This is a genomic window from Spirosoma sp. 48-14 (assembly GCF_001898575.1).
Lineage (GTDB): Bacteria > Bacteroidota > Bacteroidia > Cytophagales > Spirosomataceae > Spirosoma.
On sequence record NZ_MKUD01000047.1, the window covers coordinates 14,829 to 41,007 of the forward strand.

A 26,179-nucleotide genomic window follows, 5' to 3' on the forward strand; every position below is an offset into this window, starting at 1 on the left:
AAGCAGAGAGTTAGAAGGAAGCATTCAAACCAACGGTGAAACTGCGGGCGAGTGGGTAAACTCCATAATCGACCCCTTCGACAAGTGGATTGCCATTGTAGTTTCGGTTGACTTCGGGATTGTAACCGGCGTACTTGGTGAACGTGTAGAGATTCTGGCCCGTCGTGTAGATGCGGAGGCCCTGCATGCCGATGCGTTCGGCCCAACGGGCAGGTAGTCGATAACCCAGCGAAACATTGCGAATCCGTAGATACGAACCATCTTCCACATAGTAGGACGTTACTTGATTGGAGTTACCCGCCGGATAGGCTCGTGGATGTTTGCCATCGCCCGGATTGGCCTCGCTCTGCCACCGGTTTACCACATCCGCATACGAATTGCTGGAATTGACGAAACCGAAGAAACGGCGCTGCAAATACAATACCTGATTTCCCTGCGAGCCTTGTAGTAATATACTGAGATCGAATCCTTTATAGCTAAGGGTGTTCGTTAGACCGAAAACGAATTTAGGATAGGGCGTACCGATGACGGTCCGGTCGTTGGCGTCGATTTTCCCATCACCATTAATGTCTTTGAATCGGAAATCACCGGGCCGGGTAATGACTGGTGCTGCCCAGGTTGGCCCCGCATCAACCTGGGCCTGGTTCTGAAAAATACCATCGACCTGGTAGCCATAATAATTGCTAATGGGCGATCCAATTTGGGTGATGTGCGTATCGGCCACGTCGGTAGAGCTACGAATCGGATCCCCTTTGGGCCCCAGGGCCAGCACCCGATTTCGGTTGAAGGAGATATTGGCATCCGTTGTCCAGGTAAAGGCTTTCCCCACCAGGTTCCGACTCGTCAGACCAAATTCCAGCCCGTAATTCTTCACCTGACCGATGTTTTGCAGGGCATTGGTAAACCCCGTGATCGAGGGCACCGGCACGTTCAGCAGTAAGCCCGAGGTCAATCGGTTGTAATAATCGGCGGTCAGCAGCAGGCGGTTGTTGAACAGACCCACTTCCAGCCCCACATCCACCTGTTTAGACTTTTCCCAGGTCAGATCAGGATTCGCGATGGATGAAGGTACCAGGCCATTGGCCAGCGCGCCCGTACCGGCTCCGGTGATGTAGTTCGACGTGCTGATCAGGCCAATTGAGCCATAATTACTGATGAAATTATTCCCGTTTAGCCCGTAGCTGGCCCGCAATTTCAGGTCACTAATCGCTTTGATCGACTTCATAAACGGTTCGTCGACGATTCGCCAGGCGGCCGCAACCGACGGGAAATTCCCCCAGCGGTTATTCGATCCAAACCGACTACTGCCGTCCCGCCGGAAGCTAACGGTGAGCAGATACCGATCCTGATAATTGTAGTTGATCCGCCCCAGCCAGGACAAAAGTGCCCATTCGTCGCGCGATGTATTGCCACCGTTAATCTGCCCCGCATTGAGGGTCGTGACCAGGTCATTGGGAAAATTGATGGCCGTTAAGGATGTTCCGTAATTCCGGTTTTTCTGAATGGTATACCCTACCAGGGCCGTCAGCCCATGTTTTCCTAACTGTCGGGTGTAGGTAGCGGTGTTTTCGTTCAGCCAGTTATAGCTCATCCCATCATTGGCAAATCCTGACGGTACAGTTGGCGCTGGCTGGCCGGGGTTACCAATCTTAGAGGAACGAAAGCGATCTTCTCGCGAGGCATTCAGGTCGCCACCAACAGTTACGCGCAGATTGAGGTCTTTCAGAAGGGCATAATCCGCATACACCGTTCCCAGCATCCGGTAGAACAACTGCTGCCGATTTTCTTCATTCACAATCACCAGCGGATTTTCGGGCGTCTGAAACCCGTACTGCATGTTGGTCATGGTACTGTAGGTGCCATCCGGGTATTGAACTGGCAATTGGGGCAGGAAATTAAGCGTACCCGTGATTGCCCCCACCGACACGTGACCTTCCACATCGACAACGCGTTGGGTTCGGACGGATGGCAGCAAACTGACCCCAATTTTGAGTCGGTCACTGGCTTGCGATTCGATATTGGCCCGAATGGAATAGCGTAGCAGGTTGGTGTTGGGAATAATACCCTGCTGATTGAAATACCCAGCCCCGACCGAAAACGTGGTCCGTTCATTACCCCCACTGACCGATACGTTGTAACTACTGATGGGCGCGGCACGGTAAAAGGCCTTTTGCCAGTCGGTATCGTAGGGGGTGGGTTGAGTAAAGAAGGGCGGAATCAGGGCTAATCCGGCCGATGTTTTCTTCAATCGCTCTTCGTTGCTATCGGCCGGATTGCCCCCAATGACATCACGGTAGTACTGATTTCGGGCCTCGGTACCGATTTCGGCTAGTTGGGCGGCATTGAGCATCTTGATGGGTCGGTCCAGTGACTGCGTACCGACATAGGCATCGAAATCAATCCGCGTTTTTCCGGCTTTGCCTCGCTTGGTGGTAATGATTACTACACCATTAGATCCGCGAGACCCATAGATAGCCGTTGAGGAGGCATCTTTGAGCACGTTGATGGATTCAATATCAGCCGGATTGAGGGTCGTCAGCGGGTTATAGTTCTGATCAAAGTTTCCCTGTACCGGATAGCCGTCAATCACATACAGCGGCTCGTTGCTGGATGAAATAGACCCAGATCCCCGTACCCGCACCCGCACGCCACCACCCGGTGCGCCCGTCGGTTGGGTAACCTGAACACCCGGCAGTTGCCCAGCTAAGGCCTGATCGATACCGGCAACGGGCTGGGCTTTCAGCTTTTCGGCCGTAATCGTCGAGACAGCACCCGTCAGGTCAGATTTCTTTTGAGTGCCGTAACCAACCACCACCACTTCGTTGAGCGCTTTGGTGTCGGCGACCAGCTTGATATTCAGTAGGGTTTGGTTCTTAACCGAAACCTCCTGAGATATATAGCCAATAAAGGAAAAGACCACGACATCGGCCTGATTGGGGATAACCAGCCGGAACTTACCATCCGTATCGGTAACGGTTCCTTTGCTGGTATTTTTAACCACGACACTAACCCCCGGTAACCCCTGCCCGGATGCGGCATCTACCACTTGCCCCGTCAGGGTACGCTCCTGCACCTGCTCAAAAGCGATTGGGCTTATTGAAGGGATCAGACTGGGCCGGAGGTCGGCTGTATTCGGGGATTCGGGCTTTACCCCTTTTTTTGCCCCACTTATGGGCTGAATTACGTAAGTGCGGGTATCGATCTGGATACACTGCAATTCCTTTGGCGCCAGTATCCGGTTCAGCGTTTCGGGAATATGCTCACTAAACTCGGCTAGTGGGGGTGTCAAAATCGTTACCGAACGAACCAGCGCTGCCCGATAGTTGAACCGAACCCCATACTTGCCTTCCAGTTGGCCAAGCAGGGTTTTGAGTTCCAATGAATTGAGCGCTGGTTGGGTTATACCCGACGGGTTTTGATAACGAGCCAGCGCCAGGGTTTGGGCAGAAACCGAACCGATTCCGCCCGTCAGCAGTGCCAATGCGGCAAAATGAAGGCACTCACGTTGTAAGGGTTTAGGCATTTTTTACGTTCTTTGTTTTAGAATTTATAAATTGAATAGGCCACGCTCGCTGAGTGTGGTTTTATTTTTACAGGCAGTTATGCCTGCATCATGGGAATATCAGTTTACTGGACTGGGAATAAAGTAGATGCGGTTCTGATAAGGCACCGCTTTGAGCCCGAAGGTTTCTGAAAGAATACGCAGGGCTTTCTCCTGATCATCGAGCGGCAACTCCCCGGTAAATTGCTGATCGGCAAAGTCCTCGCCTTCAAGCACCAGTTGCACGCCATACACCTCCCGGAACCGTTGCCCGAGAACCGCCATCGACGCATTTTCAAATACCAGCAGCTTGTCGCGCCAGGCCATCAGTGGACGCTGCTGTTTAGCATTAACTAGGGCGAGTGTATAGCGCGATGCGCCTGTCTGATAGGTGGCTAACTGCCCTGGCTTCATCACGATTGTTTTTTGGCTGACCGGGTCAGTTAAAGCAATACGGCCTTCTTCCAGCAGCACCTGCGTCCGTTGCGACCGGGAATACACCGTAAACCGGGTTCCTAGCACGGCAACATCAGCCCGTTCGGCATGAACAGTAAATTTGCGATAGCTCCCTGTCTGGTCGTTTTTCTGCTTCTGAACCGCAAAAAAGCCTTCGCCTGTAAGCCATACTTCCCGATTCGACCGCCAGTGAAAACGCGAGGGAATACGCAGTTGACTGTTGGCATTGAGCCTCACTTCCGAGCCATCGTACAAGGTAAGTGTCTGAAACTGGGCATTTCCGTTTTGTATGAGCTGTTCCTGGAAGAAATAGAGATAACTCCATACGCCAAGTAGCAATGGGATCAGTGCAGCAGCGGTATAGGTCCAGTACGATACCCGTGGCATTTGTCGAATCGTAGCCGTATCCTCCACCAGATCGGGGGTTCGATTGGCCAGCGTTCGCTGAAATAAATCAGCCGTATACTCCTCGGAGAAGGGAATCCAGGTAGCGGCTAGTCCCTGAGCGAGCAGCCGGGCTTGCTCAAACGAGTCGCGCAGGTGTGGATAGGTTTCCACCAAGCCCTGCCAGTAGGCCGTCATTTCGGGGGTTGGCTTCGCAATCCAGGCCCGAAAGGAAGCATCCATCAGAAATGCCTCGGCATCGTAGGGCAGGTAGTCACTGTATGATTTCATAACACCAGGTTAGTCAATCATACAGTGAAGCCACAGTGGCCTTTTGTAGTATAAAAAAGGTAAAAAATTTTCTTAATTGAAGAAAAATAAAGGCAATAATAGCGATAACTCCTTGTCTTTCAGAAGCATGCGCAATTGTTTCAAACTCGAATAAATCTGTGAGCGGGCGGTCTGATAGTTAATGTTCATCAACTCACAGATCTGCTCATACGATAGGTCGTTAAAATAGCGGAGGTATATAATTTCGCGTTGCCGGGGCGATAAGGCATTCATAGCCAGCCGGATTTTCGCTGCCCGCTCGGAATCAATATCCAGTGCGATGAGCTGCTGTTCGGCAGACGGCTCGATACTAAATGTCGCTTGACCTATTTCATCCCGATCATCATCCCAACCCGATATGAATGGTTGCTCCCGGCGGTACTGGGCTTTGAGCCGGTTGCGAAGTGCCTTCAGCAAATAAAAACGCACCGAAGCCGGTTGGGTAACCCGTTGTCGGTAGTGCCAGAGTTCGGTAAATACATCTTGAATGCAGTCTTCAACGGTTGCTACGGACTCACAAAGACGCAACCCATAGTTGAGCAGATGCCGAATATGGAGCTGATAGAGTTGCTGAAAAGCCCCTTCATCGCCCGACTGGAAACTGAGCCAGAGTACTTGTTCGTTGGTCGGCGGTGTAACACCCATCTATCGACTGGTCTACAGGATTAAAAATCATAGCTTAAGAAGCTATTTGCGTTCGTGGCGTCAGGCTCTTAAACCTGACGCGTTCGGTTTTGAGAAACCGCACGGGGGCAGATTTGAGAATCTGCCCTCACCCTACCTAGACAAACCACTGTAAATTGACTCGCTCAAACAACTTCTTAGAAGTTGTTTGCGTTCGTGGCGTCAGGTTCTTAAACCTGACGTGTGCGGTTTCTTAAAACCGAACGGTTGGTATGACTCGGTTTTGAGAATCTGCCCTCACCCTACCTGGGTAAAACGCTATAAGTTGACTAACTCAAACAACTTCTTAAGCTATTAGTAAGCTTGATTACCGCAAAAGCTAATGCTCAGGAGAAGTATTTAAATCTGTTTTCCCGAAAATCAAAATCGATCTACCAACTATACAACCAGCAGGGCCAAACGCAGTGGATCAGCCCTTTAGCCTGGCCAATGACTGTCTATCGCTCAAAAATAGAAATAGTTACATGAACGCTTTCAGGGCTTCTTGATTACCGAGAAATAGAGCTAACTAGTTTCAGAAAGACGTTTACTGGTCGAAGCATTTTTGTATTTACTCCACCGTAACTGATTTAGCCAGGTTTCGGGGTTGGTCAACGTTGCGGCCACGCATAACGGCAATGTCGTAAGCCAGCAATTGAAGAGGCACTACCGATACTAAAGGCATCAATACTTCATGCACTTTCGGGATCTCAATGGTAAAATCGACCATGCCAGGCAGATGCGTATCGCCCTCCGTCGTGATCGCAATTACACGCCCTTTCCGCGCTTTGACTTCCTGAATATTCGAGACTACTTTCTCGTACGACGAATCTTTGGTTGCAATCACAACCACCGGCATATCTTCGTCGATGAGCGCAATGGGGCCGTGCTTCATTTCAGCAGCCGGATAGCCTTCAGCATGGATGTAACTGATTTCTTTCAGCTTCAGAGCTCCTTCCAGCGCAACAGGGAAGTTTAAGCCACGACCCAGGTAAATGAAATTGCGGGCGTAGGTAAAAATGTACGCGATCTCCTTGATTTTGTCAGCGGCCTGCAACACTTTCTCCACTTTTGCCGGAATACTTTCCATTTCGGCCAGCAATTGCCGGAAGAGCGAGTCCGAAATAGTGCCTTTTCGTTTTGCTGCTGCCAGCGCCATCAACGTCAGGACCGTTACCTGTGCTGTAAACGCTTTGGTACTGGCAACCCCGATTTCGGGACCTGCGTGGGTATAGGCCCCAGCATCCGTTGCTCGGGCGATAGACGAGCCCACCACGTTGCAAACCCCAAAAATTGTGGCCCCTTTCGATTTTGCCAGTTCGATAGCAGCCAGTGTATCAGCCGTTTCGCCCGACTGTGAAATAGCAATAACAATATCTCCTTCTTTAATGATCGGATTTCGGTACCGGAATTCCGACGCGTACTCCACCTCAACCGGAATCCGAGCCAGTTCTTCAAAAATATACTCCGCCACCAGACCAGCGTGCCACGACGTACCACAACCAACGATCACAATCCGTTTCGACTTCGCCAGTTTATCCAGATAATCGCGCAAGCCACCCAGTTGCAAGGTTCCGGCATCGGCCTGTACGCGCCCGCGCATTGAGTCGGCAATAGAACGGGGCTGCTCGAAAATCTCTTTAAGCATGAAATGATCGAAACCACCTTTTTCGATAGCTTCGAGTTCCAGTTCTACTTTATGAACATAAGGCGTTGTAGTCGTATTGTCGAGTGTAACAACTTTCAGTTCGCCATTTTTAATGACCGCGATTTCGTAATCGTTCAGGTAGATTACGTCTTTGGTATACTCCACAATCGGAGTAGCATCCGACGCCAGGAAGAACTCATTGTCGCCGACACCAATAACCAGGGGCGATCCTTTCCGGGCCGCAATCAACTGAGTCGGATCGGCTTCACTCATAATCACAATGGCATATGCACCAACAACTTCCTGCAAGGCTAGCCGAACTGCTTCTTCCAGGCTACCGCCGTTGTTTTCCCAGATATCTTCAATAAACTGCCCTAATACTTCCGTATCGGTTTCGCTGGTAAAGGTGTGCCCTTTTTTGAGCAACGCCTGCTTAATAGCCGCATAGTTTTCAATAATTCCATTGTGAATTATCGCCAGCTTTCGATGAAAGGAGTAATGCGGGTGCGCATTGACATCGTTGGGCTCCCCGTGTGTGGCCCAGCGTGTATGGCCCATGCCAATGGTTGCATGTATTTCTTTACCATCCAGCTCCTGTTCCAGGGCAACAACTTTGCCTTTTTTCTTATAAATTTTTAGCCCCTGTCCATTCATCAGAGCAACACCGGCGCTATCGTAACCCCGGTACTCCAGGCGCTTCAGGCCTTTTATGACGAGTGGACACGCTTCCCGGTGCCCAACATATGCTACAATTCCACACATAATCAGGGGTCGTTTTGATTAACAACGAACAAATTATACCTGGCAGCAAACCGCTGTGCAAGGTATATTCAGGAAGTAAAGTAAATGCAAAAAGCCGGAACGTCCGGCTTTTTGCGTGATTGATTTCACAATCGGCAAGAAAAATAGCACTCCAACTAGCCATTAACCAGCCAGTTGCGTATACAGGTTGTAATAGCGATCAGTCAGATCGTCGGCTTCAGCCAGGTCGAATTTGTGTTCTGGCGTATCATCCAGAATGGCATTCAGGCTTTCGCTCGACTCTTCATCAGCTCGAACTACAGCATCGGCATAAGCACAGCCAATTCGAATAAACCCTTGAAAATCGGCCGTTTTCAACTCGGCCAGCATTTCATCATCAATGTCCATCATGCGGGCTTTTTCGATGATATCGCCCTCGAACCGATGCTCAAACGAATTGTTGTAGACCGTAAAAACTGACTTTGTGTCTTTAAACATCGGGTCGTTTTTGTAGGTCGTCTTCAGATACAGCGGAATCAGGGCTGTCATCCAGTCGTTGCAATGAACGATGTCAGGCGCCCATCCTAATTTTTTTACAGTTTCCAGGACCCCTTTGCAGAAGAAAATCGCCCGTTCGTCGTTATCATCATAGAATCGGTTTTCTTTGTCGTGGAATACATATTTCCGCTGGAAATAATCTTCGTTATCGATAAAGTAAACCTGAAGCTTAGCCGTTGGGATCGATGCCACCTTGATAATCAGGGGCTTTTCGTCGTCACCAACCGCAATGTTAATACCTGACAACCGAACCACCTCGTGCAACCTGTTTTTCCGCTCATTGATCAATCCAAACCGGGGCACCAGAATTCTGATTTCCATTCCCCGCTCCTGCATGGCTTGTGGCAGCTTGCGAACAAAGTCGGCAACCTCAGAAGTTTTTAAGAAAGGATTGATTTCACTAGCGACATAAAGGATGCGTAATTTGCTCATAATCGGGAAGCGTGTGTTGTCTTGAGAGAATCAAAAAACTTGCAAAATTAAACAAATTTTTCCCGTATTTCAATACATTTTCTGCTAAAAAAGAGACGAAACCTGTATCATTGCAGGCTCAAAAAAGTAGCCTCATGAAACGTTTTGAAAAAGCCGATACGATTCGTCAATACCTGCACACATTCCGCACCGAAAGCACCATTGGTTTTGTACCAACGATGGGCGCACTTCACGAAGGGCATATGGCATTGATCGAAACGGCCCGTCGGGAAAATGACGTTGTTGTGAGCAGTATTTTTGTCAATCCAGTCCAATTCAACAATCCTGACGACCTCGCCCGATACCCCCGAACGCTCGAAGAAGATTGCCAGAAGCTAGAAACGGCTGGCTGCGATGTCGTATTTGCGCCCTCCGTCGACGAAATGTACCCTAATCCGCCCAGCCTACGGCTGAATTTTGGGTTGCTGGAGACAGTTATGGAAGGTGCTTTTCGGCCTGGGCATTTCAATGGCGTCGGTATTGTGGTTGCCAAACTGTTTAACATTATTCAACCCGACCGCGCTTATTTCGGGCAGAAAGATCTCCAGCAGGTGGGCGTTATTCGACAACTCATCCGCGACTTGAGTTTTCCCGTTGAGTTGATCCGTTGCCCTATCGTACGCGAAACGGACGGGTTGGCTATGTCGTCACGAAACCGTAATCTTACTGCTGCCGAACGGGACCAGGCCCCAGCTCTGTTTGAGGCTCTCACACGCGCCCACGGTGCTCTGATGGACGAACAAAGCGTTGCGCAGGCCAAAGAAATGGTTACCGATTTTTTCAATAACAAGCCTGATTTCCGGTTGGAATACGTGGACGTTGTCAATGCTAATTCCCTTCAACCCACCGATTATGTATTGGCTCCAGGTCAAACAGCGATTTGTCTCGCTGCCCACCTCGGCAAAGTCCGGTTGATTGATAACCTGGTGTTCTAATTCATCTATTTACCCGTTTCATTGGCAATCAGCCAGGCCGTTTGAAACACCAGGGTAGCCCGCTTTTGGAGCAATTCGTAATCAATTTTATCCGCAGTATCGGAAGGCTGATGATAGTCGGGATGCTCACCATCGGAGAAAAACAGGGCTGGCACTCCTGCTTTAACAAAGTTATAATGATCGGACCGATAGAAGTATTGCTTAGGGTCTGACTGGGTATCGTAGCCGCCATCGTTCAAAGCCAGATGAACAGATAGGTCATTAGCCCGATTGACTATAGAAGCCAGTTCGTTCGTCTGGCTCCCTGTAATCAAATAGCAATAGTTGGGTTTCTTATGATGAAAATCGTCCACCCGACCAACCATATCTACATTTATATCACAAAGGAGTTGATTCAGTGGAATTGGAGAATTCGCCACAAAGTATTGCGACCCTACTAAACCACCTTCCTCACCCGAAAAAAGCAGAAATAATATACTCCGACGGGGCCGAATTCCCTGACGAGCCAGGCTGTCGAAGAGCGATGCTACACTCAAAATAGTCGCAGTACCCGATGCATTATCATCGGCACCATGATATACACGCTTCCCTACTTTACCCAGATGATCGTAATGAGCAGATAGTACAATTACTTCTCGTCGCAGATCCGTCCCCATGAGCAAACCACCTACATTATGGCTGAATGACACGTTGCTACTATCTTTTGCAGTACTAGGCAAAGGAGCTAATTCAAGAGGCTTATAGGTTGAAGGAATTGAGCGATAAGATGAACGACTGAAAGAACTTGGAGATTGATATGCCCGAACACTACCCGATGATGCAGAACCAGGCAATTGTCCCATTCCAAACGGTACGCCACTACGAACAGTGAAAGCAAACGTCTGCCGGAAAGACCCCTGTACCGAATCGATTCGAAAAGCGGCCAGCAGATGACTTTGCCTGAACGATCGGGCGCAATAGATGGAAGCCTGCTGCTGCCCGATAGTACCCGTTTCACGTCCTTGTAAACTATCGGAAGCCAGCATAAAAACGTGTTTACGCAACAAGTCCACTGGCACCATCAATGGCGAAACATCCGACTGAGCAACCACTGATTGACTCACACCCAACAGTATGGCCGATAAGAAATAAATAACTTTTAAACCAGGCAAACGCATACTTGAAAACGAATAAGGAAACTGTCGCCACTATAGACGTACACTTATAGGTATCGTTTCTCGTATTAATCCACAATACGAAACGCCATTTTTGCCTTCTCCCGAGAAAGGGCATTAAAATGCCACCATTCGTATTCAATGGGCGTGAAACCACCCTGGCGCATAGCCGTACGGAGAATTAATCGATTGTCCAGTTGCTTTTGCGTTAGTTTTCCGGCTTTTAACAGAACAGCTTCACGGGAAGGGTAAGCTAGTTCTCCGAAAAAATCATACTTAGTACCCATATCCAGAGGTTTTCCATCTTCAGTAGCCACCGTCAGGTCAACAGCGCATCCATAATTATGAATTGACCCCTGGCGGGGGTCTGCGACGTATTTTCGCCGTTCGCGTTCCGACAAATCAGGCAGCGCATTCCATAAATTCCACTGAGCCGAACGAGGCCGGGCAGCATCATACACCAGCAACCGAAGATTCGGATGTGCCGCCTGGAGATATTTACTAGCCAATGCCAGTTTACGGGCTGCCATTGGTTGCATATATGCCCGTGTGAGGTCGCCATATACATCCTTTCCGACAAAGTTATCTGTCGTTGAATATTTGAGTTCGACCAGAATCGTTGGGTCAACGGTTTGCACATCCACCAACCCCTGTTTGATCATGGCCGCTTCGAAGGGCTGAGCAAGCGCTGGAAAGAGAACGAAAGAGTAAAAAAATGAAAAAGCGATGGTATAGCAGACGATTTTCCTCATGTTATCAGAATATCAGACTTGGTTTGAGCCAAATGTTCATGTAAACTTACAGGGTTCTAAGTAAACGCCCGAGTGAACGGGCTAAATAGCCCAAGTCTGCTCATTCACGCGTTTGCTCTTTTACTCTTTCGCTCTTTTACCACCGATGGCTCTTAATTACATTTGGGTTGCTTTTTTTGTCATTGCTTTTCTGGTTGCGTTGGCCAAGCTCATTTTTCTGGGCGACACCGAAATATTCAAAATCGTTGTTGAAGGGCTGTTCGATTCATCCAAAGTGGCTGTTATGGATATTGCGCTCCCCCTGGCAGGCGTTATGACATTTTTTCTGGGATTGCTTAACATTGGCGAGAAAGCAGGGGCGATCAACTTTATGGCACGCATTATTGGCCCATTTTTCCATAAACTCTTCCCTGAAGTTCCCGAAAATCATCCGGCCAACGGGCAAATGATTATGAATTTTTCGGCCAATATGATTGGGCTCGACAACGCGGCCACTCCCTTTGGCCTGAAAGCTATGGCCAGCTTACAGGAACTTAACCCCAACAAAGACACGGCTTCCAATGCGCAGATCATGTTTCTGGTGCTGCATACCTCAGGTCTACAGATTATTCCGCTGAGTATTATGGCGCAACGAGCTATCCTGGGAGCCAAAGACCCGTCGGATGTTTTCATCCCCTGTGTGATCGGAACCTATGTAACAACCGTAGTAGCGCTGGTAGCAGTAGCCATCAAGCAGCGCATCAACCTGCTTAATACGACTGTATTGGGCTGGCTGGGTGGCATTACAGCGCTGATCGGATTGGCTTTATGGGCGCTGGCAGGCCGCCCAAAAGAGGAAATCGAAACGATTTCGAAAGTATTCGGCAATCTGGTTCTGCTGACCATTATCGTTGCTTTTCTTGTGGGAGCACTCTGGCGAAAAGTGCCCATCTTCGAAACGTTTATTGAAGGCGCTAAAGGCGGATTCGAAACGACAGTAAAGATTATCCCCTATCTGGTAGGGATGCTGGTCGCTATTGGTGCCTTCCGAAACGCAGGCGCTATGGATTACCTGGTTGGTGGGTTCAAGTATTTATTCGCTCTTACAGGCCTGAATACTGACTTTACGGATGCACTGCCCGTTGCGTTGATGAAACCTCTGAGTGGGGCTGGTGCTCGTGCGTTGATGATCGACGCCATGAAGCAATTCGGACCCGACTCATTTGTAGGCCGTCTTGTCTGTATCTTTCAGGGGTCGGCCGATACAACCTTTTATATTGTAGCCCTCTATTTCGGCTCGGTAGGTATTCGTAACTCACGCCATGCAATTCCCTATGGCCTTTTTGCCGATTTTGTTGGCGTCATTGCGGGTATCGCCTTAGGGTATTTCTTCTTCCACTAATTAGCAGATCATTGGTACAGCAGGGCACTGAGGATTTCTTACTATCCTCAGAATGTCCATTTGGCGAGTAAGTACAAAATATAACTTTTCAAAGATACATAACTTGTCGTACCAGCTAGTTACGACCTAATTGCCTCGTAAGTATTTCAACGTAAAATACAACAATAAGTGTTTATACATTTAATTTTATCCTTTACAAAACAAACCTTATTTTATACTATTAAAACATATGAACACGATTTTTTTATTAGAAAAATACCACTTTTAGCAAAATATTATCTGTTTACATAATTTAACTTTTCATACTTTTATTTAAGTAATACTACTATTTAACTACTAGTCACCTGCCTTACTAGCCTGGAAATTCCAAATCAAATTCACCGACCAGGGTCCTATTGGTTATATATACTTAAACAAAAAAAAGCTTGTATACGTCTAGTGACAAAATTGCATCTTCCTCAAACAGTGATAGTTATTTTAATCACTCTCTATAAAATCGTGGATTAGTTAAAAGAATCACAATTGAACAAGATACATTTTTTAAAATTCTCAACAATCAAACAGAATTATTAAAAAATCTATACTCTTCAAAATATCCCCCAAAAGCCATTATTAGAATATTACAAAATTTCTTAACCGAAGGATAGTAGCAATTTGTATTCTGCACCTTAACTTTGTTCGCCAATTTATTGGACGTTTAATATTATTTAATCTCTACTAACAAATGCGGAAAATTTTATTTGGAAGTTGGATGCTTACGTTATTGTTCTGTCTCCCCGGTTTTGCACAGGATATAACGGTAAGCGGCCAAGTCACTTCATCAGATGATGGGTCGCTTCTGCCAGGAGTGACTGTACAGGTAAAAGGTAGCAACCGGGGAACAAACACCGACGCTCAAGGCAATTACCGCCTGACGGCTTCTGCCAATAGCACATTAGTATTTAGTTTTATCGGCTATACGGCGCAGGAAGTTCCGGTCAACAATCGTTCCGTTGTCAATGTCCTGCTAAAGGGCGATATGCAACAGCTCAGTGAAGTGGTTGTCATTGGCTACGGTACGCAGACCCGTCAGGATGCTACCGGAAGTATTTCCTCCGTGAAGGGATCGACAATCGCTCAGATGCCTATTCAAAGCTTTGAATCGGGGCTGGCAGGTCGGTCGGCAGGGGTGCAGATTACGGTACCAAACGGCGTATTGAACAACCCTCCCGTTTTTCGAATTCGGGGTACAAACTCCATCTCGCTGAGCTCCTATCCGTTGATCGTTGTGGATGGTGTTCCTACCTTCACGGGTGACCAGGGCAGTACCAACGCCCCATCAAACCCGCTGGCGAGTATCAATCCCAACGACATTGAAAGCATGGACGTAGCCAAGGATGCAGCCGCTACCGCTATTTATGGTAGCCGTGCCGCCAATGGTGTCGTTTTCATCACCACCAAACGGGGTAAGTCGGGTAAGGTCCGGGTTAATTACGATGGCTGGTTAGGGTTTTCAAACACCTACCGTCTGCCCGAAATGATGAACGCCAGTCAGTATATTTCATTCAAATCACAGGCTGTTGCCAACAACCCAACCGCTTCGGCTGTAAAATTCACCCAAACCAACGATGCCAACGGCAATCCGATTGATACGCGCTGGTACGATTACATCTACCGCCAAGGCGTATCGCATAGCCATAGCGTGAACGTTTCGGGTGGTAGCGAAAATACGAACTATTACTTCTCGGTAGGGTATACTAACCAGAAAGGGGTCCTGAATAAGAACGACTTCGGTCGTATGAATGCCCTGTTCAATGTGGATAGCAAGCTGAGCAAGCTGTTTACAATTGGGGGTAAAATCGCTATTTCGAACGAGAAGAACATATCGGCAGGTACGTCGGGATCGTTGAATGGCGAAGCGTTCAATACCGCCGGTTTAGGTCGTGTGGGTTTGGTACTGCCACCAATCCTGTCGCCATATAATAACGATGGGACGTATAACCTGAATGGGTCAGCTATTGGCATCGCTAATAATATTGTTGGTACGTCGGTTTCTTATCCAAACCCGCTGCCTATGCTGGATCAGAACCGGTCGAATACCGAGAACAACCACATCCAGTCGAACGCGTATGTTCAGTTCAAACCGCTTGACTGGATCACCCTACGGAGCACCTATGGTATTGACTATCTGCTTGTTGACAACGACTTATTCCAGTCGCCACAGTCGAGTGATGGGTACAGCTCAACGGGCAATGCCACCAGCAACTTCCGTAAACTGAAAACCTGGCTATGGACCAATACGGCTCAGTTCGAAAAATCGTTTGGTGGAGCACACAACTTCAACTTATTAATAGGTCAGGAACAACAACGGACCACAACCCTGGGCTATGGTATAAACCGTCAGAACCTGTCTGATCCTAACTACACGGTTATCCAGGCTGGTTATACCGTCAATAACCCATCCAGCATGGCTTATGGCGAAAACTACCTATTATCCGGTTTTGGCCGTTTGAACTATAACTACAAGGAGAGATACTTCCTGAGCGGTAATATACGTCAGGATGAATATTCGGCTTTGGGTGAGAAAAAAGGGGTTTTCTATGGTGTTTCAGCGGGCTGGGAAATCACCCAGGAAAATTTCTGGAAATCGGCTTCGCTGGATAACATTTTCAGCAGTTTCAAGCTACGCGGTAGCTATGGTAAAGTGGGTAACATCGGTGGTATTAACGACTATTCACCTTATTCCCTGTACGCGTCTGGCTTGTATGGTGGTGCCGCTACGCTGGCTTTCAACGTGGTTGGTAACCCAGCCCTTAAGTGGGAAACGAGTACCAAAACTGACATTGGCATTAACTTTGGCCTGCTGAACAACCGGATTTCAGGCGAGATTGCCTACTATAAAAACGATATCAACAACCTGATTCTTAACGTAGCTCAAGCTCCGTCTACAGGGATTCCGGGTACATTGTCAGGTGTTGCTTATCCGCCACAGAACGTAGGTACGATGTACAACAAAGGGTTAGAGCTTTCGCTGAATGCCCGAATCATCAATACCAAGGACTTCCAGTGGAGCTCGAACTTCAACATCACCTTCAACAAAAATGAAGTAACTGCCCTGGCGCCGGGTCTGAATGTTCTACAAACGGGCACATCGGGTCTGGAAACGGTAAACCAAACGCAACCAGGTTATTCGCTGGGTTATTTGTGGGTAGTAAAAACCAATGGTGTTGATCCGGCTACGGGTAAGCGAATTTTCGTTAATTCGGCAGGTCAGAATGTGTATTATCAGTTCTACGCGCCATCGGGTGAATTCAACTATTCGACCACACCCGATGGTAAAACCAGATACGTGAGCCCAACGGGTGGTTCCTCCATTACACAGGCCAACGATGGGGTGATGTATGCCAACGTAGTTCCTAAACAGTATGGCGGCTGGGATAACAACTTCAAATACAAGAACTTCGATCTCGGCGTTCTGTTGACCTATCAATTAGGTTTCTCGGTTTACTACGGTACCAACGCAGGTCTGCACGATCAACGGTTCTGGAACAATGCAACGGATGTGTTGACGGATGCCTGGCAGAAAGAAGGCGACACGGGTAAGAAATACGCGAAACCCGTATTTAACGACAATACGTCAAATGGCTCAGCTTTCCCGCTGGACATTAACGTCTTCAAAGGCGACTTCCTGAAAGTTCGGTCGGTTACGTTTGGCTATACATTGCCAAACAACCTGCTGGCGAAAATCAAGATGAGCAACCTGCGCCTGTATGTCAGCGGTCAGAACCTGGCTGTTCTTACAAAATATCCTGGCCCAGATCCAGAAGTATCGTCAAACGGAGCTACAACATCAGGGAACAGTGCTCAAGGCGTCGACAGAAATACAATTGGTAATGCTCGCACGATCACCTTTGGTATCAGAGCCGGATTCTAATTCAAGCTTAAGAAACACATGAAACGTTATTTCAAATACATAGCCGTTGTTTGCCTGACGCTGTTGGGAGCTAGTTCCTGTAATCGGGATCTGCTGACCCCAATCCCGCAGACATCCGTATCTGACGCATCCGCTTTCAGCACGACAACACGGGTACAAACTCAGCTTCTGTCGCTATACGGAGCTTTAAAAGATGGTAACTTCTACGGTGGCCGTTATGTAATCTATGGCGACATCCGGGGTGAAGAATTTATCAATGAAACCTCCAACCTGGTAACCGGTTCCGACGTTTGGGGCTTAAACGCTACCAACAGCGCTACAGCCGTAGTTAACCTATGGTATTTCGCTTATCTGGCCATCAACAAGTGCAACATCTTCCTGGATGGTATGGCCGCTGGTGGGTCGAACGTGGTTGGTACTGATGCTTCAGCCAAATATATTGCCGAAGCGAAGTTTATCCGGGCACTGAGCTATTACAGTCTGCTTCAGTATTACGCCCGCCCCTATGCCGACGGTAACGGAACCAAGCCTGGTGTTCCCCTGCGTCTGAATGGCATCAAAGGCGTAGGTCAATCCGATCTGGTACGTAGCAGTGTAGCTGACGTATATGCTCAGGTGCTGAAAGATCTGAACGAAGCCGAGGCTAGTTTGCCCTCAACGTATGCTACGGCCGCCGATAATACGACACGGGCTCATAAAAACACAGCCATCGCGTTGAAAACACGGGTATATCTGAGCATGCAGAATTACGCGTCGGTGATTACAGAAGCGAACAAGATTGTAAGCGCAACGGCTCCTTTCAAAGCGCCAACGGGCGTAGCGAATCAGTTGCAGGCCGACATTGCTACCGTGTTTACAAACTACACCACGACGGAATCTATCCTGTCAATGCCGATGACGTCGACGTCGGGTGATTTCCCAGGTACACAAAACCAGTTGGCCTACTACTTCTCGCCCAATACTGCGAATGGTGGTGTGGGCAATGGCGAGTACTCTCTTAATGCCAAGGGAATTATTGCTGAGCCAACCTGGACAGCTACCGACAAACGGCGGTCGTTCATTAAACAATCAGGTTCGGGAGCTAACCTGAAAAACTGGTTGATTAAATACAAAGCTCCAAGCCCCTATACGGATTATGTTCCAGTTATGCGCTATTCTGAAGTGCTGCTGAACCTGGCAGAAGCCAAAGTTCGGAGTACCAATACGGTCGACGCACAGGCCGTTGCTCTGTTAAATGCCGTTCGGAATCGTTCCGATGCAGCTACGACATTCACAGCAGCTAACTTCGCTACGTCAACAGATCTGATCAATGCGATTTTACTGGAGCGCCGAATCGAGTTTCTCGGTGAAGGATTACGCAATAATGATCTGGTACGTCTGCTCCAGACGATTCCGGCTAAAGGAACGGTTCCTGCCAAAACGGCTTCCGAACCTAACTACATCTGGCCTATTTCAGCATCAGAACTGGCGCTGAACAAACTGGCTACGGACAATTAATCTGATTCGCTTAGTACTAAAAAAGGCGGCTACCTTGCTCAGGGTAGCCGCCTTTTTTAGTAACTATACCAACCAGCAAAGGATTAAAAAGCATATAGGACAAGCCGTGCTAGTCCGGAATCCTAGCAAGACAGTAGCAACCAACAAGTTTTTCTACCATTTTTTGTACAAATTCTAGTTTTGGTGCAACATACTCACAGCAAAAATGTCTTTATTGATTTAAGTAAAATCAATCAAATAAATACAATCCTCCGACGCCATTACTGTAAAAAAAAGTGGCTGACATTTATCTACTACTTGAGAAACAGGCAGTATATTTGTTCCCATTTTTGACTATTTTAATATCAATTAATCTCTACTCACAAATGCGGAAAATTCTATTGGGAAGCTGGTTGCTTTCGTTGTTGTTCTGTTTGCCCCTTATGGCACAGGACATTACCGTGAGCGGCCGCGTCACTTCATCAGATGACGGTTCCACCTTACCCGGCGTGAGCGTTCAGGTAAAGGGAACAACTAAAGGTACTACTACCGACGCCAACGGACGTTACCAAATCAGTGTACCGGCTTCAGCCCGGCTTATTTTCAGTTTCATTGGCTATACCAGTCAGGATCTGGCTGTTGGCAATCAAACCACACTCAATGTTGCTCTGGTAGCTGGCTCCCAGTCGCTCGACGAGATCGTTGTAACGGCTCAAGGGATCGAACGCGACAAGCGATCGCTGGGATACGCAACCCAGGAAGTAGGTGGTAATATTCTGGCACAACGCTCAGAACCAAACCTGCTCAACGCCCTTCAGGGTAAAGTCTCCGGCGTACAGATCAACACCCAGAGTGGTGCTCCTGGCGCATCGACCAACATCAACATTCGGGGGATTACGTCGTTCAACGGATCAAACCAACCGTTGATCGTGGTGGATGGTATCATCTTCAGTAATGATGTCAACAACACCCAGAATACGCTGTTTGGCTCGCAACCATCGAACCGTCTGGCCGATGTTAACCCCGAAAGTATCGAATCGGTTAACATTCTGAAAGGGCCAGCTGCTGCCGTATTATACGGTTCGCGTGCATCGGCCGGTGCTATTGTGATCACCACAAAGTCGGGTCGTAACAACAACAACAAAACGGAAGTAACGGTAAATTCGTCGTACAACGTTCAGAACGTATACGGTATCCCTAAATTCCAGAACGACTACGGGCAGGGCGCCAATAACCTATTCAACTCGACATCAACCAACTCCTGGGGCCCTCCTTTTGCCGGAGGACCAACGTCAGTAACGAACACCCAGGGCAATACAGTGCCGTATCAGGCATATCCCAACAACGTAAAAGACTTTTATCGTCAGGGAATGATTCTGCAGAATTCGGTCAATATTGCTTCGGGTGATGCGAACCGGAACTACATTTTGGCGATTGGCAACACGCTACAGAATGGGGTTGTCCAGAATTCGAAGTTTAACCGAACCAACGTTCAGTTAGGTGGTGAAACAAGATTACAGAACGGCTTACGCATCAGTGCACAGGGTAACTATGTACAGACTGTTTCGGTAGGTATTCCAGGCGGTAATGGAGCCAGTGCTTTCGGGCAGATTACGCGTATACCACGCAGTTATGACCTGGCCAATGAGAGCTATCAGGATGCCAACGGCAAAAGCGTTTACTTTACGCCAAGCACCAACAACCCGCAGTGGAGCGTAAACAACGAACGACTGGACGGACAGGTAGACCGTTTCTTCGGTAACTTCCAGGTTGGATACGACATTACCAAATGGTTGAACGTAGCGTACCGGGTTACGGGTGATACCTACGCTGACCGCCGGAAACTGACGCTGCCTATTGGCGCTGGACGTTCTCCGCTGGGTGAAATACAACAGGACAATTTCTTCCGTAGTGAACTTAATGGTGACCTGCTTATTTCGGCTCGTAAAGACAATCTGTTTATCGAAGGCTTGAATGCAAACTTATTGCTGGGTAACAATATTAACCAGCGTAAATCGCAGGAGCTTTATACCGATGCCGCTTCGCTGACGATTCCAGGTTTCTATAACGTGAGCAATGGTACTGTATTTACAGGAAGTGGTGAAACAAGTACCCTCCGTCGATTAGTCGGGTATTATGGTCAGTTGTCGTTAAATTACAACAACTACCTCTTCGTGGAACTGTCGGGCCGGGCCGACCAATCATCGACGCTGCCCCAAGCCAACAATACCTACTTCTATCCATCGGCAGCCGTCAGTTTTGTTCCGACCGATGCCTTCAAGCTTAACTCGGACATCCTTTCGTATGCAAAAGTACGAGCCAGCCTTGCCCGGGTAGGACGTGATGCAGATCCTTACCTGCTTAACTCGGTCTATGTTTCTCAATCGTATGGTAACAACGTAGCTAGTATCACATTCCCGCTGTCAATTGCAGGGGCCAACATTCCGGGTTTCGGGGTTAGCTCACGTATCGGCAATAACAACCTGACACCTGAGTTTGTAACGTCCTGGGAAGTTGGTGCCAATCTGGGCTTCTTCAAGAACCGACTCAGCATTGATGCTACCTACTTCGAATCGCGCAGTACAGACCAGATTTTTAACGTAGCCATATCGAACTCAACGGGCTATAGCACCCGAACAACCAACGTTGGGGAATTGCTGAACAAGGGGGTTGAACTAGTTGTCAATGCAACGCCTGTTCGTGTAAGCGGTTTCAAATGGGATCTTACGCTGAACTATACGCTGATTCGGAATAAAGTAGTTTCGATTGCTCCAGGTGTGAAATCAGCCAATATTACAGGTAACTCGTTTACGGGTATTGCGCCGTCTATCTACGAAGGATATCCCTATGGAGTTATTGTTGGCACGGCCAATGCTCGTGTGCAAAATACTGATCCGACCGCACAATATTATGATGCAACCGGCCAGTATGCAGGTCAGTATGTCGTGAATGGCACAACAGGTGCCTTTGCTCCGGGTATTCCGAACTCAGTTATTTCAACACCACAGCCTAATTATACAGCTGGTCTGACCAACACCTTCTCGTATAAAGGCATTTCGTTGTCTGTGTTGATCGATACACGCCAGGGTGGGCAGATTTACTCATTCCCAATGGTTGACTATAAGAATACTGGCGCCCTGTACGTAACCGGTATCGACCGCGATCAACCCCGTATTCTACCGGGTGTTATTCAGAATGCAGATGGAACCTTCCGGCCTAACAACATCCAGGTACCTGCTCAAACCTATTGGGGCAACGTAGGAGGTCTGGCTTCCGAAGCGGCTGTATTCGATGCCACGGTTTATCGCCTGCGTGAAATCGCCCTGAACTATACGATACCGAAAAGCTGGATTAGCAAAACGCCATTCGGTTCAATCTCGGTAGGTGTTAGCGGACGAAATCTGTACTTCTATGCGCCCAGTTTCCCAGCTGATCCAGAAATCAACACCCAGGGAGCTGGTAACATCCAGGGGCTTGACCTGAACGGTCCGCCAAATACCCGCAACTTCGGCGGCAACATTCGGCTCACGTTCTAATCAACTTATTTTTCCTTTAAGTCATGAAATTCATCAATTATAGACGCTACCTGTTAATACCCTTTTTGTTGGGTATGGGCGCTTGTAGCAAATATCTTGACGTTAACGTCACGCCCAACAACCCCACATCGGTTACCCCAGCCGTATTATTGCCGGGTGCTCAGGCCGGTACTGCTTTTGCCAATGCCAACGAACTGAATCGTTTTGCCGAAGTACTGGTTCAACATTTGGCAGGTGCATCAAACAGTCCATCTACCTATGATGTATATCAAACCAATGGAGCCGATTTTGGTAACCAATGGACGGGAGAAATCTATGGTGGTGCACTGGTCAACTATCAAAAATTAATCGAACTCGGTGACGCAACAGGCTCAAAATCCTACAGTGGCATTGCCAAAATTCTGAAGGCATATACCTTCTCGATTGCCACCGATGTGTGGGGTGATGTCCCTTATTCGCAGGCTCTGCAGGGTGAAAAATTCCTCAATCCCCGTCTCGATAAGCAGGAAGATATTTACAAAGGAAACTCATCGCAGGGCATTCAGAGTCTGTTCGATCTGGTACGCGAAGGCATCAAAGACCTCGACTCTCCATCGGCGCTAAAACCAGGAACAGACGATGTCATCTATGGCGGTAACCTAACCAAGTGGAAGCAGGCCGGCAATACACTGCTGCTCAAATTTGCTACGACCATCAGTCGTAAGGAGCCAGCGCTGGCTACCAGCGTTATCAACGAGGTACTGACAGGTAACAACTACATTACATCCAACGCAAACGACATGAACTTTACGTTTGGGGCCAGTGTAGGTAGCCAGGACCCTCGCTACACGTACTCGTTTATAAGCTCATTCCAGAACGATATCATTCTGAGCACACGGTATCTGAACCTTTTGAACAGCCTGAACGATCCTCGGTTGCCGATCTTCTTCACCAAGCCCAGTACTAATTACGTAACCATCGACAATGGGTTCCGGGGTACGCTACCTACACCTGTAGCAAACTGGTCACGGTATAACAAGTACGTGACGGGTAACTCAGGTGAAGGCCCGGTACGGTTAGTAACGAACTTCCAACGAGCGTTTATTCTGGCTGAAGCGGCCCTTCGTTTGGGTACACCTGGCGATCCTCAGGCTCTCTATACCGAAGGTATCAAAGCCTCCATGACTCTGGCCGGACTTACCGCCGATCAGATCACTGCATACCTGACCGCTAACCCAACAGTAGCGACTCTTTCGGGTACTAATGAGGAGAAAATCGCCCAGATCATCACCCAGAAATACATTGCCTGGACCGGAAACGGACTCGAAGCCTGGAATGATTACCGCCGGACTGGATACCCCGTTCTGCAACAATCTCAAAACGCGGCTGGTATTGATGGTACCCGACCCGTTCGGGCCGTGTATATCAACAATGAACTTCAACAAAACCCCAACTTCCCCAACCCTGCTCCCCAATCGAATGTACGGGTATGGTGGGATGTGGATTAATGGTTAACTGAACTGACATACGCATTTTCATGAAAAAGATATTTTTAAATCTGTTATTGCTGGCCCTGATGGCTGGTGGCAGCTTCTCCTGCAAAGACGATCTGGTCTACAGCGATCTGGTGCGGGACAATCGTCCGGCTATTCCGGTAACGTTTCCAGGGACAACCACCTACGGTTTCAACCCCTTCATCATCAGTTCGCTGGCAGCAGGTGGCCCAATTTCATTCACCTTATCGATACCAGCCAGCAGTGGTCGCACCATCAAGGAGATCACCAAGGTGTTGGGTGGCGGAACAGGGATCACCATTGGCAACCTGAACTCAGGAACGTACACGACTACCCTGCTGAACACAGCTCCAATAGCAGGTAGTGGAACGACGGCTGTATTTACCTCAACGGTTGCCGACTTCAAAAAAAAGTATCCGAGTGTAGTAACTGCTCCGATTGCGCTGCCTAACTACACCGAGATTCAATTTTTATTTCTGGTAACGCTGGACGATGGTACGCAGATTGTTCCCGAGCCTGTCCGCGTTCGGATCGTGAATTAATCGAACAAGTTTCTAGTAGAAAAAGCCCTCCCTTATTCCGGAGGGCTTTTCTGTTTGTATGGATGATGTGTAACTGCCAGTAATTGTGTATTTTGAACAACGTATTCATCAACCTGCTATGATTCTACGAAAAATTGCCTTGTTACTTATTCCAGGATTAGTCGTTTTGGCGATAAGCGCACAGGCACAATTACCCCTTCGGGGCACTGTCTGGACGGCTACTGCCAGTATATCCAATGAAGTACATACCCAGTTGGCCTTTCGACTCGATACCGTCCTGGTAACTACCGAATCAAATCTGTCGCCTATCGAAACCATGCTCTATGAGCTTACTGGCGATACACTCAGGATACAGAAAGTGGATGGACAAAGTCCTTGCGGGGCCACTGAAACAGGTCTTTATAAACTTACGTATAAAAATAACGGGGAGACGTTCTCCCTACTACCCATTCGGGATGAGTGCAGTGAGCGACGACGTATACTGGGCCAGATACCGAAGTTTACCCGGAAGCGGCTTAATCCAAATCAGCCCCCCCGCAACTGGCCCTACCTCGACCCGCAACAGGATTCAATAGCCGGTATAAGTCTTTACCAGGCCTATGATTTACTGAAAGGACGCCCGTCGGTGCCAGTAGTTGTTGGCATTATGGATTCGGGCGTTGATCTGACTCACGAAGACCTGCACGATGTGATCTGGGTGAACAACAAAGAAATTGCTGATAACCAGACGGACGATGATAAGAATGGATATACCGACGATGTGAATGGATGGAACTTCATGGGCGCTAAAGACGGAACCACGTACGAATCTGATCAACCCGAAGCCACACAGATCTATATCCTTTTTCGGGAAAAATACGATAAAGCCAACCCTGAAAAGCTAAGCCCCGTCGAAAAACGACAGTACAACACCTACCAGCTTGCCAAAAAGCAGTTTCTACAACGCTATAAAGCTATTCAACCCCGACAACTCGCCTTTGCTGATACAGCGCAGTTTTGGAACGTAGCGAATCAAATTCGGTCAAAATTACCCGACACCACTACCAACCCAACAGCCATACGGCATATCGATTTTGGAACCGACTCCGTAGCCAACGCCGTCCGCACCATTCTGGCCGACGCCTATATTCCGCAGTACGGCAGTTTTCGCAACTATCTTGTACTTGTCCGAAAGAACTGGCCCAGATTCCGACAGATTATGGGTAATGAAGCCGACATAGCGTATAATCTTACGTTCAATCCAAGGCAAGCCGTGGGCGACGACCCCGCCGACCCGAACGAGCGCTACTATGGTAGCCCACGCATGCTGATTGGCCAGTCGCAGGAACTGGCCCTGCACGGAAGCCATGTGGCGGGGATCATCGGCGCCAAACGAAACAACGGCCGGGGAATCGATGGGGTAGCCGATCATGTTCAGATCATGCCGGTTTCGGTAGTTCCGTCGGGGGGCGATGAACGGGATAAAGATGTAGCCAATGGTATCCGATATGCGGTTGAAAACGGCGCTAAAGTGATCAACATGAGCTTTGGAAAACGATTGTCGCCCTACAAAGAACAGGTGGATGCTGCCATTCAATTTGCGGAAGACCATGACGTACTGATCGTTCATGCCGCAGGCAACAACGGCGAAAACTATGACTCGATCCCAGCCTACCCAACGGCCCGGTACGAAAACGGCCAGATCGCTAAAAATGTATTAGTCGTGGGTAACAGCACCTGGCGACTCAATGAAGACTTACCCAGTCGATCATCTAATTATGGCATTCAAACGGTCGACCTGTTTGCGCCGGGTACAGCTATTCTATCAACACTACCCCGGAATCAGTATGCCAGCCTGTCCGGCACCAGTATGGCTTCACCCATGACAGCAGGGGTAGCCGCTCTACTCCGGTCTTATTTCCCGAAACTGACCGCCATACAGGTTAAAGAAATTCTAATAAAAAGCAGTTACCGCCCCAACTTCATCGTTCGTAAACCGGGTCGTTCCATACAGAAAATGCCCTTCAGCGAATTGAGCCGAGCGGGTGGTATTCTCAATGCACGAAATGCCGTAAAAATGGCCATGGAGATGACGAAGTAGCGATGTAGCACTATCGCGCTTCACCAATCTACCTCCTGCTTATCGTGCCAGAATTTACCCGTTTCCGATTGGGGCGCATCGGTTGCCAGCCAAACGATGGTTTCCGCGCCTTTCTCGACGGGGCG

At 48.5% G+C, this 26,179-nt stretch carries 15 protein-coding genes and 1 pseudogene; 8 read left to right on the plus strand and 8 right to left on the minus strand.

From position 1 onward, the window contains the following. Positions 1 to 10: 10 nt before the first annotated feature. The 5 genes from BGO59_RS24210 to BGO59_RS24230 all read right to left on the minus strand — a co-directional run bounded on the left by BGO59_RS24210 (position 11) and on the right by BGO59_RS24230 (position 8,753). Positions 11 to 3,523, minus strand: coding sequence for a TonB-dependent receptor (locus tag BGO59_RS24210; protein ID WP_293687583.1), 3,513 nt, complete (start codon positions 3,521 to 3,523; stop codon positions 11 to 13). A 99-nt stretch (positions 3,524 to 3,622) separates the two neighbouring features. After that, positions 3,623 to 4,672: a FecR family protein gene (locus tag BGO59_RS24215; protein ID WP_293687585.1), complete on the minus strand. Its 1,050-nt coding sequence runs from the start codon at positions 4,670 to 4,672 to the stop codon at positions 3,623 to 3,625. Between the two features lie 72 nt (positions 4,673 to 4,744). Further along, positions 4,745 to 5,356: a sigma-70 family RNA polymerase sigma factor gene (locus BGO59_RS24220; protein ID WP_293687587.1), complete on the minus strand. Its 612-nt coding sequence runs from the start codon at positions 5,354 to 5,356 to the stop codon at positions 4,745 to 4,747. 589 nt (positions 5,357 to 5,945) lie between these two features. Further along, on the minus strand, positions 5,946 to 7,784 hold the full coding sequence (gene glmS, locus BGO59_RS24225) for a glutamine--fructose-6-phosphate transaminase (isomerizing) (RefSeq protein WP_293687589.1): 1,839 nt from the start codon (positions 7,782 to 7,784) through the stop codon (positions 5,946 to 5,948). A 162-nt stretch (positions 7,785 to 7,946) separates the two neighbouring features. Continuing rightward, positions 7,947 to 8,753, minus strand: coding sequence for a glycogen/starch synthase (locus BGO59_RS24230; protein ID WP_293687591.1), 807 nt, complete (start codon positions 8,751 to 8,753; stop codon positions 7,947 to 7,949). A gap of 134 nt (positions 8,754 to 8,887) precedes the next feature. Here BGO59_RS24230 and panC point away from each other — a divergent pair, with 134 nt between their 5' ends. Then, complete coding sequence (gene panC, locus BGO59_RS24235) at positions 8,888 to 9,727, plus strand: pantoate--beta-alanine ligase (RefSeq protein WP_293687594.1); 840 nt, start codon at positions 8,888 to 8,890, stop codon at positions 9,725 to 9,727. 5 nt (positions 9,728 to 9,732) lie between these two features. Here the strand turns inward: panC and BGO59_RS24240 are convergent, their stop codons facing one another. Together BGO59_RS24240 and BGO59_RS24245 are read right to left on the minus strand one after the other, a co-directional pair. After that, positions 9,733 to 10,884 carry a M28 family peptidase gene (locus tag BGO59_RS24240; RefSeq protein ID WP_293687596.1) on the minus strand — a complete coding sequence of 384 codons (1,152 nt, stop codon included), beginning with the start codon at positions 10,882 to 10,884 and terminating at the stop codon, positions 9,733 to 9,735. 65 nt (positions 10,885 to 10,949) lie between these two features. Then, positions 10,950 to 11,633, minus strand: a complete 684-nt coding sequence (locus BGO59_RS24245) for a M15 family metallopeptidase (protein WP_293687599.1) — start codon at positions 11,631 to 11,633, stop codon at positions 10,950 to 10,952. 145 nt (positions 11,634 to 11,778) lie between these two features. On the opposite strand from BGO59_RS24245, the gene BGO59_RS24250 reads away from it, so the two are divergent. The 7 genes from BGO59_RS24250 (at position 11,779) to BGO59_RS24280 (ending at position 26,054) form a co-directional block, all read left to right on the plus strand. Continuing rightward, entirely contained in the window at positions 11,779 to 13,014 is a 1,236-nt protein-coding gene (locus BGO59_RS24250) for a nucleoside recognition domain-containing protein (protein WP_293687602.1), read from the plus strand. Between the two features lie 724 nt (positions 13,015 to 13,738). Further along, on the plus strand, positions 13,739 to 16,927 hold the full coding sequence (locus tag BGO59_RS24255; protein WP_293687605.1) for a TonB-dependent receptor: 3,189 nt from the start codon (positions 13,739 to 13,741) through the stop codon (positions 16,925 to 16,927). 18 nt (positions 16,928 to 16,945) lie between these two features. Continuing rightward, the gene (locus BGO59_RS24260; RefSeq protein WP_293687608.1) at positions 16,946 to 18,424 is read left to right on the plus strand and encodes a RagB/SusD family nutrient uptake outer membrane protein; all 1,479 of its coding nucleotides are present in this window, start codon (positions 16,946 to 16,948) and stop codon (positions 18,422 to 18,424) included. A 365-nt stretch (positions 18,425 to 18,789) separates the two neighbouring features. Further along, positions 18,790 to 21,939: a SusC/RagA family TonB-linked outer membrane protein gene (locus BGO59_RS24265; protein WP_293687611.1), complete on the plus strand. Its 3,150-nt coding sequence runs from the start codon at positions 18,790 to 18,792 to the stop codon at positions 21,937 to 21,939. A 23-nt stretch (positions 21,940 to 21,962) separates the two neighbouring features. Beyond that, positions 21,963 to 23,426: a SusD/RagB family nutrient-binding outer membrane lipoprotein gene (locus tag BGO59_RS24270; RefSeq protein ID WP_293687614.1), complete on the plus strand. Its 1,464-nt coding sequence runs from the start codon at positions 21,963 to 21,965 to the stop codon at positions 23,424 to 23,426. Between the two features lie 29 nt (positions 23,427 to 23,455). Next, positions 23,456 to 23,974: a hypothetical protein gene (locus tag BGO59_RS24275; protein WP_293687617.1), complete on the plus strand. Its 519-nt coding sequence runs from the start codon at positions 23,456 to 23,458 to the stop codon at positions 23,972 to 23,974. Between the two features lie 118 nt (positions 23,975 to 24,092). Beyond that, positions 24,093 to 26,054, plus strand: a complete 1,962-nt coding sequence (locus BGO59_RS24280) for a S8 family serine peptidase (protein ID WP_293687620.1) — start codon at positions 24,093 to 24,095, stop codon at positions 26,052 to 26,054. A gap of 20 nt (positions 26,055 to 26,074) precedes the next feature. On the opposite strand, the pseudogene BGO59_RS36465 reads toward BGO59_RS24280, so the two are convergent. Next, a pseudogene (locus BGO59_RS36465) lies at positions 26,075 to 26,179 on the minus strand (short-chain dehydrogenase); the annotation flags it as partial.

Excerpts from the sequence above, each read along its gene's own strand:
- BGO59_RS24210 (WP_293687583.1), bottom strand. The coding sequence starts at position 3,523 with ATGCCTAAACCCTTACAACGTGAGTGCCTTCATTTTGCCGCATTGGCA.
- BGO59_RS24215 (WP_293687585.1), bottom strand. The coding sequence starts at position 4,672 with ATGAAATCATACAGTGACTACCTGCCCTACGATGCCGAGGCATTTCTG.
- BGO59_RS24220 (WP_293687587.1), bottom strand. The coding sequence starts at position 5,356 with ATGGGTGTTACACCGCCGACCAACGAACAAGTACTCTGGCTCAGTTTC.
- glmS (WP_293687589.1), bottom strand. The coding sequence starts at position 7,784 with ATGTGTGGAATTGTAGCATATGTTGGGCACCGGGAAGCGTGTCCACTC.
- BGO59_RS24230 (WP_293687591.1), bottom strand. The coding sequence starts at position 8,753 with ATGAGCAAATTACGCATCCTTTATGTCGCTAGTGAAATCAATCCTTTC.
- panC (WP_293687594.1), top strand. The coding sequence starts at position 8,888 with ATGAAACGTTTTGAAAAAGCCGATACGATTCGTCAATACCTGCACACA.
- BGO59_RS24240 (WP_293687596.1), bottom strand. The coding sequence starts at position 10,884 with ATGCGTTTGCCTGGTTTAAAAGTTATTTATTTCTTATCGGCCATACTG.
- BGO59_RS24245 (WP_293687599.1), bottom strand. The coding sequence starts at position 11,633 with ATGAGGAAAATCGTCTGCTATACCATCGCTTTTTCATTTTTTTACTCT.
- BGO59_RS24250 (WP_293687602.1), top strand. The coding sequence starts at position 11,779 with ATGGCTCTTAATTACATTTGGGTTGCTTTTTTTGTCATTGCTTTTCTG.
- BGO59_RS24255 (WP_293687605.1), top strand. The coding sequence starts at position 13,739 with ATGCGGAAAATTTTATTTGGAAGTTGGATGCTTACGTTATTGTTCTGT.
- BGO59_RS24260 (WP_293687608.1), top strand. The coding sequence starts at position 16,946 with ATGAAACGTTATTTCAAATACATAGCCGTTGTTTGCCTGACGCTGTTG.
- BGO59_RS24265 (WP_293687611.1), top strand. The coding sequence starts at position 18,790 with ATGCGGAAAATTCTATTGGGAAGCTGGTTGCTTTCGTTGTTGTTCTGT.
- BGO59_RS24270 (WP_293687614.1), top strand. The coding sequence starts at position 21,963 with ATGAAATTCATCAATTATAGACGCTACCTGTTAATACCCTTTTTGTTG.
- BGO59_RS24275 (WP_293687617.1), top strand. The coding sequence starts at position 23,456 with ATGAAAAAGATATTTTTAAATCTGTTATTGCTGGCCCTGATGGCTGGT.
- BGO59_RS24280 (WP_293687620.1), top strand. The coding sequence starts at position 24,093 with ATGATTCTACGAAAAATTGCCTTGTTACTTATTCCAGGATTAGTCGTT.